We start from the raw sequence: 14684 nt of genomic DNA on the forward strand, positions 1-14684 counted from the left end.
GTGCATACGCAAGTTGCTAACCCTCTGCGCTTGCCTGTACACTCTATAGAATTTGCTAATAGCTATTCTACGGTCTGCTTCTTTGTTATCCGTCTTATGCGCTCCCTTCCTTTCTTCATGCCTTTTAATACCAGGCTTAAAACCTTACATGCTATTACTGTCGCTGCCAGTAAAATAAAACATGCTACCGTTGTTACCAAAATGATAAATACTTTCACGCTCAAAACTTTGATACCTCTAAACAAGGACTTTTACGACTGCTGCCACAGCCTTTTATCTTTTGCTTCTCAATGCCGCTATTTCTGTCTTAATATCTTTTCCGGTGTAATCAGCTAAAAGCTTTTCGCTTATCTGATACGCCCAGGAAGAAGAACCCGGAAGCTGTATAGCTATTCCTATGTTTAGCTTCCCTTGCTGCATAGCCACCCGGACAAACTGCGGCGATACTCCTAAAATGTCCGCTGCTTCCGCTGGCTTTATGTTGTTATCCCTCAATTTATCCCGCCTTTCTTGTGTATTCGCCTTCTGCATTTATCCAGGCTTAGGACTGGCTACCGTTGGTAGGCTGCATTACGCTTTTTCTTTGTTCTTTTTCGTGGTATAATTATTAAAAAAACTTAAGGGGGTTTACCATGAAACACATTTCATATTCTTTTAGCAATTCTGATATAGAAGCTATCACTTTTGCCCTTACTATCCTTCCGTCCCTGGGTATCGAAGAAACAGAAGCCCAGGCAGCTATTAACTATCAGTGCTGTTGTTCTGCTGGTGAAAAGCTTCTTAAGCACGATACCAACATAGCGCCTAATGAATTTCGCGTTATCCTGGCTTCCCTTCAAGCCGTCCAGCTTATCAACCAGGGCGAACTTGAAGTAGACCAGGAAACAAAGCAGAAATGCAGCAGCTACTTATTTACTGTCAATAAGCTTGTGTCTGTCTTTGATAAGCAAATGTCGTAGCTTACATTTACTGCAATTTCATTTTCAAAATTACTATTAGCAAGCTGCCGAAGTCTTTCGGCGGCTTCTTTTCTGTCTGGCGGCATTTTCCCACACTCCTTCCCGGCTTGTTTTACCGTGTAGGCGCTTTTTCTCATTAAAAAAGCTGCTTAAAAACCTGTTAGCCTTCCATACGCTCTATAGCTGGCGTAACCGCTGCTATTTTTTCACAGTATGCAGTATCAGCTATTAGCTTGCTTCCTCTGCTGCAAGGTAGCCACCCTTGCCACTAATGCGCCGTGTGGGATTTGAACCCACGACTTACCGCTTATGAGGCGGTCGCTCTAACCACTGAACTAACGGCACTTGCCGGGCGGCTGCTTCCGCCCTGGTGCTTTATGCTTCTCTTCCCGCGAATCTCGGTACAAAGTACCCGAAGTCCGTCGCCGGGAAGCTTTCCCTTACAATATTTTCCTGTATCCCTATAAAGTCATGTGCAAAATTAAAATTGTCCGCTTCTAAAAACTCGTCCAGTCTTAAATTAAACTTTTGGTCTGCGCTATCTATATCCATAATCGCGCCTATTGCGTCGCCTTTCATAATTCCCATTGCTTTGGCTCTTGCGCAAATCGCGCCATATTTTCTATTTCTTTCCTTCTTTTCTTCTACTGCCATTCTTCTTTTCTCCTTTCGCCGTTGGTGTATAACTTTCTTAGTTTTGTTTGCTTTTATCAACCATTCCCCAGCCTATATACTTATCAACTGTTTCCTTTAAGTCTTTTTCTTTTACTTTGTGCGCTGTATGCCAGCCTTTCCACGCCGTGCCGCCCCGCATATTAAGGCAATATATCTTTTCGCCCTTTTGTTCTCCTTCTTCTCGGTACATGATTTCGTAATCTTCATAGCCCTGTATTTTCCTGTACCCTAGTTCCTTAAATGTCTTCATCTTTTGCAATCTCCTTTACTTTCCCTGTTTCAGTCCTAAAATGTAAAAATATACTTTTCTCTGTAAGCGATAGTCCATTTTGTCAATGAAGCTATGTAATGCTCGTTTAATAGTGTCCGGCTGCATTGTCCTTTACCTTCCTTTCGTTTTTCTGTTGCTATGCGATAAGTATATATCGCTTTGCTACTGCTTGTCAACACTTTTCGCAAATATTTTTGTTGCTTTGCGATATTTTTTGTGCTATAGTAAAATCACTTCATAGAAAGGGGGCATTGTTTTGAACGGAAGATTAAAACAGCTTAGAAAAGCTTTGAATTTGAAGCAAGGCGATTTTGCCGCTGCGCTTTCAATTTCACAAGGTCACTTGTCGGATGTGGAAAACGGACGTAAAGAAGTATCTGATAGAATTATTAGTATTTGCTCGTTGAAATTCAACGCTAATGAAGAATGGCTTAAGACTGGCAACGGCGATATGTTTAACCCTATGTCCGAAGACGAAGAATTAGATATGTACATAGGTCGCATATCCGGCAGCGAAGATAAGTTTAAAAAGAATCTGCTTAAGGCTCTTTGCAAGCTTACGGATGAAGAATGGAACGTACTTAAAAAAATCATTGCAGAAATGAAAGAAGGGTAGACGCTATTTACGTCCACCCTTCAACCCCAGGATATAAAAGTATATCTTCCTTAACAATCTTTCTTCCTGGATAGTATCTATAAGGTTGTGCAGCTTCTCACGCATTATAGTTAAGCCCCCTTCCTTAGTGCTACCCATTATAAAAGATTTTGCCCGGCTTGTCTTATATTCTAAAAACATTTCCAGAATCTTGGAAATATTTTTACTGCCAGGGCTTCAAAGGTTTTACTATGGTATACTTACTTATATTCTGATTCGTACAGGTCGCTAATACGGCAGCCTAACCCCTTGGCTATCTTTTCCAGGTTAGCCAGTGTAGGCGAAGTCTTCCCGTTTTCAATATTGTTAAGCGTGGATTTACTTACACCTGTTACGGCTGCTACAGCTTCCAGCTTTAAGCCTTTAGCTGTACGGATTTCCCATAACTTAATAATTACCATAATCTACCAGCCTTTCCGCGTGATAGATTCATGGTACTAAATGAGTAGGACGGTTCATTATGAATACAAAAGATGAATATTTTAACCAGACTTTCCGCCTTGTTGGGGTCACTTTTGATAACGAAGACGGAACAAACAGACAGAAATTATTAGAAGATATAAAGCTTTTTCGTGGTTCTAATGGATATGATTATAAAAGGGGGAATTTAACTGTAAACCTTGTCAAATATAAATTTGAGAACGAAGACGCTATACGGGTTGACGTTGGAATATCGCAAGATACATTAGGGCATATTTCCAGACAAGATTTACCTTTTCTATTAGAAAATTATGATTATATACACGAAGTACCTTACTTAGATATATACTACGGTACTCCCTACGGCTGTTCGGTTACGGTTACTTTCAAAAATCCCGATTACATACCAGAACCCGAAGCAAACCCTATTGATAATAAACCAGTAAAGAAAGCTGGCTTTTTATCAAAGCTTTTCAAAAAATAATTAAAAAGCCGTCCCAGGCTGCCACCCGGAACGGCTCACGCGATACCTATAAACAAGGGCTTATAGATAATCTCAACGCACATACGATTATACCATAAGCCTAACGATTTAGAAAGGGGCTTATTTTTTATACCCTTTTTTAGAAAGGCTGTGATTATATGCTTATTAAATGCCCGGAATGTAACAGGGAAATTAGCAGCGCTGCCGCCTGCTGCCCTGGCTGTGGCTATCCCATTAACACCCCGCCGAAGCCTAAGAAGCAATCGAAGAAGAAAGGCGGCGGCTCTAAGCTGCCGAACGGCTACGGCTCTGTATATAAGCTATCCGGCAATCGCCGTAAACCCTGGGTAGCTGCTAAAACTTTCGGCTGGATTCTGGATGAAGAAAAAGGAACGGCAAAACAGGTACAGCGCCCTATAGGTTACTTCCCTACGAAGTCGGAAGCCCTGGACGCGCTGGCGAACTATAACGAAAATCCTTACGATATTGACGTACACAATATCACTTTTGAAGAAGTTTATAATAAATGGTCTGCCGAATACTTCCCCACCCTTAAGAGTAAGTCCAGCGCCCGCACCGTGATAGCTGCTTATAAATACTGCAAGCCTATCTATTCTATGCGTATGCGTGATATAAGGGTAAATCACTTGGAACAAACTATAAAGGACGCTACCGTAGGCGATAGCACTAAGGCGCGCATGAAAAGCCTTTTTAACCTCATGTACCGCTATGCTATGAAGCATGAAATAGTAGACAAAGACTACGCCGCCCTGTGTGACGGCGTTAAGAAGCCTAAGCCAACTATAGAACGTATACCGTTTTCCCAGGAAGAAATAAAAACCCTGTGGGATAATATAGACTTCCCTTTTACGGATATGGTCTTAATCGGTATTTACTCCGGCTGGCGACCGCAAGAACTGGCGATATTGAAACTTGCAAACGTGGACTTAGAAGCCCGTACCTTTACAGGCGGTCTTAAGACAGAAGCCGGGATAGACCGGGTAGTACCAATACACCCGTTTATTTTCTCCCTGGTGGAAGCAAATTATAAAAAAGCCCTGGCTATGGGTAGTGAATACCTGTTTAATGATGAAAACGGGCAGCAAGGCACTTACTTAACCTACGATAAGTACCGGGGCAGATTCAAGAAGGTTATGAAGCGGGTAAACCAGAACCATAAGCCGCATGATACCCGCCACACCTTCATAACTAAGGGTAAGTATTATCAAATGGACGACTATATATTAAAAATGATTGTGGGACATGCCATTAACGACGTAACAGAAAAGACATATACGCACCGGGTAATTGAAGAACTACGCCGGGAAATAGAGAAAATCATAGAATAGAAAAACAGGGGGCGCACCGTCTAAAGTGTGTCCCCTGTTTGTTAGTTACGCGTGTTAGTTACCTGTTAGTTTCGTGTTAGTTACCTACTCTATTTTCGGCTTTTTCACACTTTCCTACAATTCCTGTAACCCGCATAAATACTATATTCCTTAGAACTTGCCAGCGTCTGCTGCTTCCTCTACGGAAACTGCAACGGCAACGGTAGCTCCTACCATTGGGTTATTACCCATTCCGATTAATAATAAATTATTTTTGTTAAATTATGTTATAGAATGCCTTGAAACGCTTGTAAATCAAGGGTTTACACGAAATGGTCAATACTATTTTATGTTATATTGTATTTTTTTTCGTAACACAATATTTTTTACAAATGTGGACGTGAAGTGGACTTGATAGTGTTATTGCTAGTTGAATCACTATATATCTTATGATTAGGAGTCCTCACTGGATGATTGTATGCATAATCAGGACAATACTGAATTGAATTATTCTCACTGATAATGGAATACGCTGCCAAATCCAGAAGCTGTTCTTTTCCGCGGTCGTCGCAACTGCTCGGGTAGTTCTGAAGTTGTTGATTTTATAATGAAAATCTCTGTTTGATAATATAAGAAATCAGATTAAGTATGACAATTCTTGGGAAGTTAGCAGACATACAAAAAAATGAGAAACAGTATAATTTTTATACCGTTTCTCATATTGTCTTATTCAATATTGTTTAATTCTGATATATTATTTAGATCGCTCAAATCCATTCCTTCATATTTTTCTAAGAAAGATTCTAGTGTCTGTTTACGGATTTTTAAACTACCAAGCTTCATTGCTGGGAGCAATCCTTTTTTTATTAGTTCGTAAATTGTATGCACGTTCACACCAAAAACAGAAGCTGCTTCTTTTACAGTGTATAGCATCTTATCTTCTTTCATTACTTCACTCTCCTCTACTTCTAAAACCATTTAATTCTCCTTGACTTAGAAATATGTAATGTATTCCGCTTAAAGCTGATATCATCCCATGTCAATGCAAAGAGTTCACCACCTTGTTATGTATGTTCTTTCGTAATTGATAAAACGTAATTTTTCTTCCACAGTGTAATTACCAAGATTGCTAACATTTATGCAATTAACTGAGCAAATTTTTCCAAATACCAGAATCATCATTTATCGCTATACTTCGGCTTTTTTATCCTTTACCATGATATAGCTATTGCTGTTCAACCAATGAAACCCAGCTTTCTCATAGAGTTTTCCGACACAGATATCCAACACCATGAGAAGCACAAGAACATTGTTCTTTTTTGTACGTTTTCCAATCACATGTTTTACCATACGCAAGGCATACCCCTGATGCCGGTATCTCGGCGCGATAAACACATCACTTAACAGCAGGGATTCCTCTGCTACATACCCCGGATACTTGACAACAGCTTCATCGTCATCCGGTACAACGGCTCCACCAATCGTACAATATCCGATCAGCTGGTCTTCACAGAAACATCCCCACGCATAGGCATCTGTTTTATCCGGAACTTCATTAGGTTCCAGATCATCAATCCAATTGACGACATCGTTGCCGGAAATATTGTCTAATGTCATTACGGCTGTTCTGTCAACTGCTGTTAATGGTCTTACTACTGTTTTACTTTTCATTAATTTTCTCCTTGATGAAAAATGCTCCGGTACGAATACCAGAGCATAATATGAATTTATTTATATAACTCAGCATTTTTCTGATCTACATAAATGCTGTTTCTTGTTTCTATGCAAATTCCACCAGATTTTGCCCAGTAGGACTCAACAGGTGAAGTTTTTAAAATTCTTCCATCCGGCATGAATATTTTTGCCGGTTTACCTACAAAACAACTGCCAAGATCAACACCACTGATTATATGTATTTTTTTGTTCATTTTTTCTCTCCTTTTATTGTTATTTGTATATGCTGGTTACTCTACTTCCGTTACCTTAATTGCAAATTCTTTCTGAGTTTCTCTTTCAAACACATATAATGTGTCATGATCACAGCTCAGAACTTTGTATGCGTTACTTAATGCTTCATCAATTGCATTTATTAACTTTTCCATATTTTCGCTCCCTTAACCATTTTTCTGCCTCTGACTTATCAAGAAAAACAGCCGTTGTCGATAATGATAATTCAAGTTCTTCATAGTCCAGCCATAAAGAAATGTCATCATCTAAATTTGCTATATAGTGGTCTTCATCTATTGATGTAACCACTATGGACTGTATTGAGCATCCGTCAACAGGACGATCATCTACTGCCCACCATAGTGCCTGTCCAATGGACAGTTCTTCTTTTTTTACCATTCCATTGCTCCTTTCTTCTATGCAGCTACCGGAAACACTGGAAAATAAGATATTTGATGAGATATTTTAACTTTTGACCATGCTTTCTATAATCTACTAGCTGTTTTCGTATATTTTCTGTCATCATTTACATTATTCCTTCCTTGTAAATCTTAGTTTCATTTGATTATGTTATCAAAAAAATCTAATATCTTCGTTTTTTCATAATACTGTTTCCAGTTACCGCTTAAAGTTACGCCTATACAAGTACACGGATTTGTATTATGACTTTCCGGCATCTGAAAAACGGCAATACATTCATCGTCAGTAACCGTCATATCCGAAAATATCAACTTTTCTAAGCTACATTTTGTTGCGCAGTTTTCTTTTACACCTGTACAAATTCTGTCATACTCCGACTTACACTCATCAAAAGATTTTCCTTTAATCACAACGGAATGATTTAAAACTTTAATTTCTGTCATACAATTATACCTTTCCTATGAAATACGTATTTAGTCTGTTTTTATATCTATATCTGTCAAGCCACCATTCTTCTCGACTTCTTGTACCTGTTTACTTGTTAATCCAAACACTTCAATCAATGCATAACTCATTTCCATCAAAGCTCCATGATTATCTGTATTGAATTCGTTTTCCTTTACCTTTTTGCACATCCTAGCATATCTGATTTGATAAGCAAGTGTTAGTGTTATACGGTACCTCTTATATCATGCAACAGCAAATGAAGTTGATGAAAAAACATGATTAACAGGATTACGATTGGTATTTTTAAAGTACCAATTATCAATAACATTCTTGTCATTTCTTTCCCCTTTCATAATAAAAAAGACCGGAATTTCTCCGGTCTATCCCTTACGGGTGTGTCTAATTTTTATTGATTGTAAATACATATGTAACTACCAAATACTTTATATGTTTTGCAATCTAAAAATAGATTTCATTTAAAATATTTTGGATTACTTTACAAATTATCCTCGACTAATAATAAAGCATGTATTATAAAATGATAGCTGAGCATAATATTTTTGCAACATCAGTAAATTTCAACTTCTTTTCTAATGTCAACATATCTATTTGCCATCTTCTACGGAACAAAATGGATATCGTAATAGTTTTAAGATTTACTCCTAATAGTACTGGAAAGCCTCGGTACAAGATATAAATGCTAAATAGGATGGCATTCTTCTCAATGATTGTCTTGCCAATCGCACTTATATCTTGGTTATAGTCCATCCAAATAATATTGGTATTTCTTTCAGCTACAGTTTTTGCATGACGATTGTGTATTACAATCTCTTTAATAACCAAATCCCCCTGCTCTTCTATTTCAATTATATGTTGCAGCAGGCAATGAATGAAAATATTTTTTATGTTGGAATCTGGTTTCCGGTTAGGGTTGAGAAAACCGGTATAAAAGAAGGTTGTACAATTGTTTTTTTCTATTATCTGTTTTTGTACAGACGTTTTATAATTCGTTTTTAGTGGCATTTTTAGGATAAATTCACTTTCGTCAGTTTTTTCCAATGTGTATATTTACTAAATATCAGTGCATTTTTGCAACTCAAATGCTATAGATGGATAATATTGTCTGTATTTCTATTCTCTTTCGATTTTTCTTCCCATTTATCTAAGTACAGGTACTTATATTTGATACGAATCCATTTCCATTTTTCTTTTGGCTTTTCTATTGACGATAATACTTCTGATAGGTAAAAATATGGTTCATATTGTATATGAAGCCCACATGTCATAATAGCCTGTGCAATCAGGAATAACCGTGTCATAATTACAATGTTATTTTGATGCATCATGATCAGGCGGGATATATCATAGAGAACAATGTCTGTTTTATATTTTTTCAGCAACTGCGTCCAATAAATTTTTAAGGTTGCGGTAGATAATGTTCTTAACTTATATAATCCAGAACGACTTAAACCGCTGGTAGTTGGAATTTCTATCGTTCCTGGGGCGAGCAATTCTTCTAACATATTTTCATTAATTTTATAGCGACCATATTCCTTGCGAAGTTTCAAAAAATCATCAGATTTATTGATTTTTATTAATTGAATGCCATTTCCTAAAACAAGTGTATAGATACTATCCTGTTCTGGATTACCATTGACCTGATTATGTTCAATAGACCATTTTAAATATTCGTTTCTCTTTCGGAGAGCCTCATATTGTGTCAGGTTTTTGATCAATATGTTAGCAATATATTTAGATATTTCTGTATCAATTCTGTCCGTATCAAAATCAAGTTTACAGAACAGCCGATAGATATAGTCTATTTGCTTTTGAGTTGCCGGCATGTCGTTCCATGCATCGATGATATCTTCATTCCATAAAAATAATTTTGGGCATTTGGTTTGAAGGATTTTGCGGATCAGAGGCATAGCTACATTCAACGATACCGGTTTTTCCGTTTTATATAAAGTATGATCAATGAATGCCTGCACGTAAACCTGATCTAATATGTCCGGTTCACTAATTGTGAAAAAATAGTTGTCTGTATCTCCCTGTATGATAAATCTGGCTGATTCACTGAAACCTATCTGATAGTGAATGCCATAAAAGTTATCAATACCATAGTCCTGAGACTGTTTTTTACCATTTCTTTCTTTTTCACATAATGCATGGATCAGATTAAAAAAACCGCTTTTCATATTTTTTTGTAATAAATTCTGCTGCTGCAGATAGCATCCATTTATAATATCGTATTCATGGACCAGCACAGATAAATCTTTCTGTTCAGCAAATGTATTTTTAGTTATCAGCTCAATCAATTCTTCCAGGTCTATTTCCTCAGAAGATAATTTTTGTTTAAGCCGAACCGGTAAATCCTTATAATCAACGCCTGCCAGTGTTGTAATGCTGCATAATTTATGTGATGATGACGGTAATATATCCAATACTAAACAGTAATCTTTTTTTTCATGTAAACGGGTGCCTCTTCCGATTATTTGAGTATACAAGGTTGGATTTGCGCTTGGTCTTGCAACAATAATTGTATCTGCAATTGGTAAGTCTACTCCTTCTGTAAGAACCATACAGTTAATAATGCAATGAATCCCACCTTTTAAAAAGGACTCTTCTAACATCCTACGTTCTTCGGAGGGGGTTTCACCTGTGATAACTGCAATATGATCCCTTTCGTCAGGTAAAAGCTTTGTGATATATTCACATGTAATATAACAGCTTCTCTTGTTAATACAGTAAATAAGACAATGCCGTTTTTCTGCATAAGAATAATCCCGGTATGTATTGGCTATTGTATAATACATTTCAGGCTTATCTATTACTTGTGTCAGTGACGCAATATTATAATCTCCTGCTAACATCTGAACATTTGATATATCAATGTTGGGTGTAATTGCCAAGCTCTTTATTTTAGAGAGAAAACCATTTTGAATCCCCCAAAGAAGATCTTTGCTGTATATAATGGTATCGTATACATCGTCCAGTTTTGTGCCATCTCCGCGTGTTGGTGTTGCTGTAAAACCAATTAATTTATCAGGGGTAAAATAATTTAATACACGCTTATAACTTGGACTGGTACTATGGTGACATTCATCCACAATGATAATTTCAAAATCATCTGGGCAAAACCGGTTCAGGCGATTTTCCATTGATAATGTTTGGATGGAAGCAGATATAACATCTTCACCATTCGAATATGTACCTGCTTTTTCGATACCAAAACTGCAGGTAAAATATTTTTGTGGTTGATATACCAGTTCATCCCTGTTTGAGAGGATTAGCATTTTCCCGGTTCTCTTAATATGTGAAAAGCAAACACTTTTTCCTAATCCTGTAGCAAGTGCAACAATTACCTTTGAGCCGGAAGGTAAATTGTCGAGAATATTCACACATTCTTCCTGATAAGAACGAAGTACAAATTTAGTCTGCATGTTTTTCTCCTTGTTAATCTTGAAGTATTATGTTTCTTCCATGAAGCTACAAACATTTATAGATTCATGGAAAAAACATATTTCTATGTTTTCTCCATACGGCATACCATGTAATTTATGGTAAAATCATCTAAAGAACCGCTATATTTTCTCCTAAAAAGCAGTGTCCACAATATTCCCATACATTTTCCGATATGCGCTTAAAAGTAGCATATGTTGCCTTCCATTTTCCGTTCTGCAACACATGAGAATACGGTTCACCTAATTGCGTACAGCGTGACGTCATATATGCTGGTGGCAAGACATTTACAATATTGTCAACGACCTTTTGCTCTACCAGATCTCCTACGCAGGCTGTAGTAAATTCAAATTCATTTTCTGTATATACTTTCATGTCAGGACTCCTTTTTATGTGGATATAAGCGCCGAATACTTTCATATAAATTCTGTACGTCGGCAAGAACTTCATTTAATTCATAAGAAGTGTTTTCGTTTTCCTCATAGCTTCTGATCTTTTCTAAAGCTGGAAGAATTGAAGATAGATATTTCTTTAAATCCAGAGTATCTTTCCGAATCTTCATTTCTGTTACTTCTGCAAATTTATCTCTTTCTATAATCTCTGCCTGAAGATGTTCATACATTGGATAAAGATCATCTGTACAACGGAAATAGATAGCATCCGCAGCAGGATATAGAGTGAAAATTCCGGACAGGATTTCAGTAAAATATCCTGAATGAATAAATGTATCGTTTAACTGAACAAATTCAAGATAAATACTGCTATTTGTTGGCATGTGATTGATATAGAGAAGACCAGCATATATATGGTCTATAAATATCTGATAGGTATCATCCACACGAATGCCACAATAATATTTTTCATCTGTTACTTTTTTAAAATTTATCATTATTTATTTTTCCTTTCCGCTAACCTTTTTAAAAGATAACAATATTTTTCATACCATTCTGCTGGTGTGGAAATGGCTTTATTCATACTGCATAGCTTCATGGCTGCTGCCTGCTTTTCATTTACTCCAATCTTAGCATTTAGGTTGGTTACCAATTCAGGAGTAAAATTATTTGGCCAGTCTGTTTTGTAATAGCCATGCTCTCCCCATTTTATAATGCCAACAGAATGATCCACTTCGATATAGACATAACAAATCTTAGGATGTTCTTCCTGTTCGTTATCCTTAAATTTTTTCCCAGGGAAAACACCAATACTTTTCCCGATTTTTTTTACGACACCGTTCTCAATTGAAACGGCAAATTGAATGATGCTTGTTGTATTCATCTTGTCCCTCCTAATATTCTTCGTCATATAATGCTGTATATTGCTCATCAAGAACTAACCAGTTTCGACGAAGTTTTATAATTTCTTCCTTATCTGTACAATTTTTCAATTCGCTCCATGCGTTACGAGCTGCCTGTTTCAATGTTTCTTTACTGATAGACATATCTACGATTACGGAACCTTTATGCTCTTCTGCTATTTTTTGCGCTTCTTTTAACACAGCACAGTCTTTGCCATATTGTTTTCCGTTAAATTTGTCTAAAATACGATACATACTAATGCTCCCTTCATAAATAATAAATATAGAACCACTTTGGGTAACCATCCCGCCAGCAATTGTTGTAATGCCGATATCTTTTTACCTTTTTGTCTTTATATAATTGAACAAGGTATTGATTTATCTCTGGCACATTTGGCGCTCCATATGGAAACCATTTGATGTTTTCTGGATGAAATTGCCCGATGTAACAAAGTACAAAATTCTCATTGTACATATCAATCGGTTCATTTACATGCGTGGACATATAATGTAAGATCCATTCTTTTTCTTCCATTGCTATATACCAATACATGGTCTAAGTCCCATGTAATTTTCCATACGGTCACGAAATGCATCCTGCTCCATATCGTAAATCAGTAAGAAACATTGTTCACAGGTATCTTTTGTATGAAAAGCCTGTGTAAGCTTTCCATCCCATGAAGTCATCTGTGAACCGCAGATATGGCAATATCTGTTCAACATACGTACTTTTTCCAACGTTTAGCTCCTTTCATTTAACTAAATAGTGACAATTGGATCGGTTGATTCTTGGCTTCACGAATCATTCGTTGCCGCTGATTTTCGAATGATTCTAGTTCTTCCTTTGAAAACCACTTATTTGCATGGACATATTCCACGGAAAATTCCTTTAGTGACTCATATCCTCTGGCTGGATCAATAAGGATATGCATCAATTTTTCTTTCTTTTTGCCATCGGCAGCAGAACGACGTTTTTTCTTCATCATCTTTTCTGCCGTGCGTATATCTGAATCATAAGATATAGAAATCCCATTTTTTATATCTTCTAAATCTTTGATCAGATCACGACCTTCTCTTGCTTCTGCACGAATATTTTGGACTGATACATTCCAATGCAGGATAAATATTTCTGAATGATACCTGTCATACACTTTTTGCTTAATTTCTGATTTACAGTGTTCTGCAACACTTTCACAGATTGATAATGACTTGTTAGTATCAAACAGACGAACACCTTTTTTGGCAGATCTTACTATTTCTCCATCAAACAAGGTTCCATCTTTACGTTCATATTCAATATATACATCGTAAAAAACATTACCGCGTTTGCTGGTGACAGGTTTTTCGGTAAGTGAACACACACCACCGATATTCTGACAGTTCATAGCACATGTCATTGGATCATACTGAATTTTCCACGACTTCATCTGTTCATTAAATCTCATATGCCAATGGCATACGTGATTATGATGTTGCTGACAAAATTGCTCAAAAAGTCTTTGCTTTTCTTTTGACTTCTGATCGAGAACATAATCTACGCTGTGGTAGTAATCATATCCTTTGGTTGTCTGATGGCAGTCACAAAAAATGATGTCTGATACAGAACCAGTATCATTGATCAGCAGAGGATTCCTTTTCTTACATTCTCTGCAACGATAAGGACAGGTAATTACCGGATTATTATTTTCTGGAATCCAGTCAATTTGCCGATAGCTTAGTTGTCCTGTAATGAAATGCGATCCCTGTATGCATAATCCGCATCCTGTTTCAAAGACAAGCTGTGCCAGATACGAAGGTTCATACTCAAAACCACTCGATAAATTCTGCCAGAGTTCTTCGCCATAAGCAGAAGAATTAATCCTGACATAATCTGGATGATATTCTTTCGTATACCCCATTTTCAACAGCTTTTGCGTTAAAAGGTTATATTTCTCCTCTTCCATTTTCCTTTCATCTCCTTTCTGTAAATAAAAAAGCCCCGATAATTCGGAGCTTCCTCATAAGAGGTAAATTAGTAATTATATAAATATTAGACTACATAATTTAATTACACTAAAAGGCAATTATTTTGCAATCTAAAAGGCATTTTTTAAATAACATCTTTTACTTCGCTTACATCTTCTTCCTGCACATAATGCCATGCATGATCGAAAGGAAGATATATATACCACCAGCCATCGGGCATTTGATGCCCTATCGTTTCAACTGGCTCATCTGTATTCCATTTCACCAAAATTTTTTTATCTTTCATATCTGTCTATATCCTACCTTCTATAAATACTGAAACATCATTAAAAACGATGTTTCAGTATTTGAAATGTT

General features: G+C 36.8%; 24 protein-coding genes, 1 tRNA gene and 1 pseudogene. 4 read left to right on the forward strand and 22 right to left on the reverse strand.

Features of this window, described 5'->3' with window-relative positions:
• Positions 1 to 62: 62 nt before the first annotated feature.
• Entirely contained in the window at positions 63 to 224 is a 162-nt protein-coding gene (locus DXB15_RS16920; protein ID WP_158582212.1) for a hypothetical protein, read from the reverse strand.
• 49 nt (positions 225 to 273) lie between these two features.
• Positions 274 to 495, reverse strand: a complete 222-nt coding sequence (locus tag DXB15_RS07770) for a hypothetical protein (protein ID WP_154314712.1) — start codon at positions 493 to 495, stop codon at positions 274 to 276.
• Between the two features lie 137 nt (positions 496 to 632).
• Between DXB15_RS07770 and DXB15_RS07775 the strand changes: the two genes are divergently transcribed.
• On the forward strand, positions 633 to 959 hold the full coding sequence (locus tag DXB15_RS07775; protein WP_118702545.1) for a hypothetical protein: 327 nt from the start codon (positions 633 to 635) through the stop codon (positions 957 to 959).
• 272 nt (positions 960 to 1231) lie between these two features.
• On the opposite strand, the gene DXB15_RS07780 is transcribed toward DXB15_RS07775, so the two are convergent.
• The 3 genes from DXB15_RS07780 to DXB15_RS07790 all read right to left on the reverse strand — a co-directional run bounded on the left by DXB15_RS07780 (position 1232) and on the right by DXB15_RS07790 (position 1884).
• A tRNA-Ile gene (locus tag DXB15_RS07780) sits at positions 1232 to 1304 on the reverse strand.
• Positions 1305 to 1334: 30 nt separating this feature from the next.
• A complete protein-coding gene (locus tag DXB15_RS07785) occupies positions 1335 to 1613 on the reverse strand; it encodes a DUF6874 family protein (protein WP_118510277.1) in 279 nt (92 codons plus the stop codon).
• A 37-nt stretch (positions 1614 to 1650) separates the two neighbouring features.
• A complete protein-coding gene (locus DXB15_RS07790; protein ID WP_118702546.1) occupies positions 1651 to 1884 on the reverse strand; it encodes a hypothetical protein in 234 nt (77 codons plus the stop codon).
• A 277-nt stretch (positions 1885 to 2161) separates the two neighbouring features.
• Here DXB15_RS07790 and DXB15_RS07795 point away from each other — a divergent pair, with 277 nt between their 5' ends.
• Positions 2162 to 2521: a helix-turn-helix domain-containing protein gene (locus DXB15_RS07795; protein ID WP_158582213.1), complete on the forward strand. Its 360-nt coding sequence runs from the start codon at positions 2162 to 2164 to the stop codon at positions 2519 to 2521.
• 239 nt (positions 2522 to 2760) lie between these two features.
• Here DXB15_RS07795 and DXB15_RS07800 read toward each other — a convergent pair whose 3' ends face one another.
• Positions 2761 to 2961 (reverse strand): helix-turn-helix domain-containing protein, encoded by a 201-nt coding sequence (locus tag DXB15_RS07800; protein WP_118510271.1) that lies wholly within the window; start codon positions 2959 to 2961, stop codon positions 2761 to 2763.
• 59 nt (positions 2962 to 3020) lie between these two features.
• On the opposite strand from DXB15_RS07800, the gene DXB15_RS07805 reads away from it, so the two are divergent.
• Positions 3021 to 3464: a hypothetical protein gene (locus DXB15_RS07805; protein ID WP_118702548.1), complete on the forward strand. Its 444-nt coding sequence runs from the start codon at positions 3021 to 3023 to the stop codon at positions 3462 to 3464.
• Positions 3465 to 3622: 158 nt separating this feature from the next.
• Positions 3623 to 4813, forward strand: coding sequence for a tyrosine-type recombinase/integrase (locus DXB15_RS07810; RefSeq protein WP_118702549.1), 1191 nt, complete (start codon positions 3623 to 3625; stop codon positions 4811 to 4813).
• Between the two features lie 150 nt (positions 4814 to 4963).
• On the opposite strand, the pseudogene DXB15_RS07815 reads toward DXB15_RS07810, so the two are convergent.
• From DXB15_RS07815 to DXB15_RS16930, 16 genes and pseudogenes are all read right to left on the reverse strand, one after another.
• Positions 4964 to 5053: pseudogene (locus DXB15_RS07815) on the reverse strand (GGGtGRT protein); the annotation flags it as partial.
• A 465-nt stretch (positions 5054 to 5518) separates the two neighbouring features.
• Positions 5519 to 5770: a helix-turn-helix domain-containing protein gene (locus DXB15_RS07825; protein WP_243115615.1), complete on the reverse strand. Its 252-nt coding sequence runs from the start codon at positions 5768 to 5770 to the stop codon at positions 5519 to 5521.
• Positions 5771 to 5980: 210 nt separating this feature from the next.
• Positions 5981 to 6463 (reverse strand): GNAT family N-acetyltransferase, encoded by a 483-nt coding sequence (locus DXB15_RS07830; RefSeq protein ID WP_118702550.1) that lies wholly within the window; start codon positions 6461 to 6463, stop codon positions 5981 to 5983.
• A gap of 56 nt (positions 6464 to 6519) precedes the next feature.
• A complete protein-coding gene (locus tag DXB15_RS07835) occupies positions 6520 to 6720 on the reverse strand; it encodes a hypothetical protein (protein WP_118702551.1) in 201 nt (66 codons plus the stop codon).
• Between the two features lie 36 nt (positions 6721 to 6756).
• Entirely contained in the window at positions 6757 to 6894 is a 138-nt protein-coding gene (locus tag DXB15_RS16925) for a hypothetical protein (RefSeq protein ID WP_158582214.1), read from the reverse strand.
• On the reverse strand, positions 6869 to 7138 hold the full coding sequence (locus tag DXB15_RS07840) for a hypothetical protein (RefSeq protein ID WP_118702552.1): 270 nt from the start codon (positions 7136 to 7138) through the stop codon (positions 6869 to 6871). The genes DXB15_RS16925 and DXB15_RS07840 overlap by 26 nt, the downstream gene beginning before the upstream one ends.
• 158 nt (positions 7139 to 7296) lie before the next feature.
• A complete protein-coding gene (locus tag DXB15_RS07845) occupies positions 7297 to 7602 on the reverse strand; it encodes a hypothetical protein (RefSeq protein WP_118702553.1) in 306 nt (101 codons plus the stop codon).
• Positions 7603 to 8137: 535 nt separating this feature from the next.
• Positions 8138 to 8665, reverse strand: coding sequence for a hypothetical protein (locus DXB15_RS07850; protein ID WP_147404782.1), 528 nt, complete (start codon positions 8663 to 8665; stop codon positions 8138 to 8140).
• 44 nt (positions 8666 to 8709) lie between these two features.
• On the reverse strand, positions 8710 to 11049 hold the full coding sequence (locus DXB15_RS07855) for a DEAD/DEAH box helicase (RefSeq protein ID WP_118702555.1): 2340 nt from the start codon (positions 11047 to 11049) through the stop codon (positions 8710 to 8712).
• Positions 11050 to 11179: 130 nt separating this feature from the next.
• A complete protein-coding gene (locus DXB15_RS07860) occupies positions 11180 to 11443 on the reverse strand; it encodes a hypothetical protein (protein ID WP_118702556.1) in 264 nt (87 codons plus the stop codon).
• A gap of 1 nt (position 11444) precedes the next feature.
• Positions 11445 to 11957, reverse strand: coding sequence for a hypothetical protein (locus DXB15_RS07865; RefSeq protein ID WP_118702557.1), 513 nt, complete (start codon positions 11955 to 11957; stop codon positions 11445 to 11447).
• Positions 11957 to 12343 carry a hypothetical protein gene (locus DXB15_RS07870; RefSeq protein WP_118702558.1) on the reverse strand — a complete coding sequence of 129 codons (387 nt, stop codon included), beginning with the start codon at positions 12341 to 12343 and terminating at the stop codon, positions 11957 to 11959. The genes DXB15_RS07865 and DXB15_RS07870 overlap by 1 nt, the downstream gene beginning before the upstream one ends.
• Before the next feature lie 10 nt (positions 12344 to 12353).
• Complete coding sequence (locus tag DXB15_RS07875) at positions 12354 to 12617, reverse strand: hypothetical protein (protein WP_118702559.1); 264 nt, start codon at positions 12615 to 12617, stop codon at positions 12354 to 12356.
• Positions 12618 to 12899: 282 nt separating this feature from the next.
• The gene (locus DXB15_RS07885; protein ID WP_118702561.1) at positions 12900 to 13100 is read right to left on the reverse strand and encodes a hypothetical protein; all 201 of its coding nucleotides are present in this window, start codon (positions 13098 to 13100) and stop codon (positions 12900 to 12902) included.
• Between the two features lie 17 nt (positions 13101 to 13117).
• Complete coding sequence (locus DXB15_RS07890) at positions 13118 to 14305, reverse strand: hypothetical protein (protein ID WP_118702562.1); 1188 nt, start codon at positions 14303 to 14305, stop codon at positions 13118 to 13120.
• A 146-nt stretch (positions 14306 to 14451) separates the two neighbouring features.
• On the reverse strand, positions 14452 to 14613 hold the full coding sequence (locus tag DXB15_RS16930) for a hypothetical protein (RefSeq protein WP_158582215.1): 162 nt from the start codon (positions 14611 to 14613) through the stop codon (positions 14452 to 14454).
• Positions 14614 to 14684: the final 71 nt, after the last annotated feature.

It is taken from the genome of Roseburia sp. OM02-15 (assembly GCF_003481835.1).
In the GTDB taxonomy this organism is placed as follows: Bacteria; Bacillota; Clostridia; order Lachnospirales; family Lachnospiraceae; genus Eubacterium_I; species Eubacterium_I ramulus_A.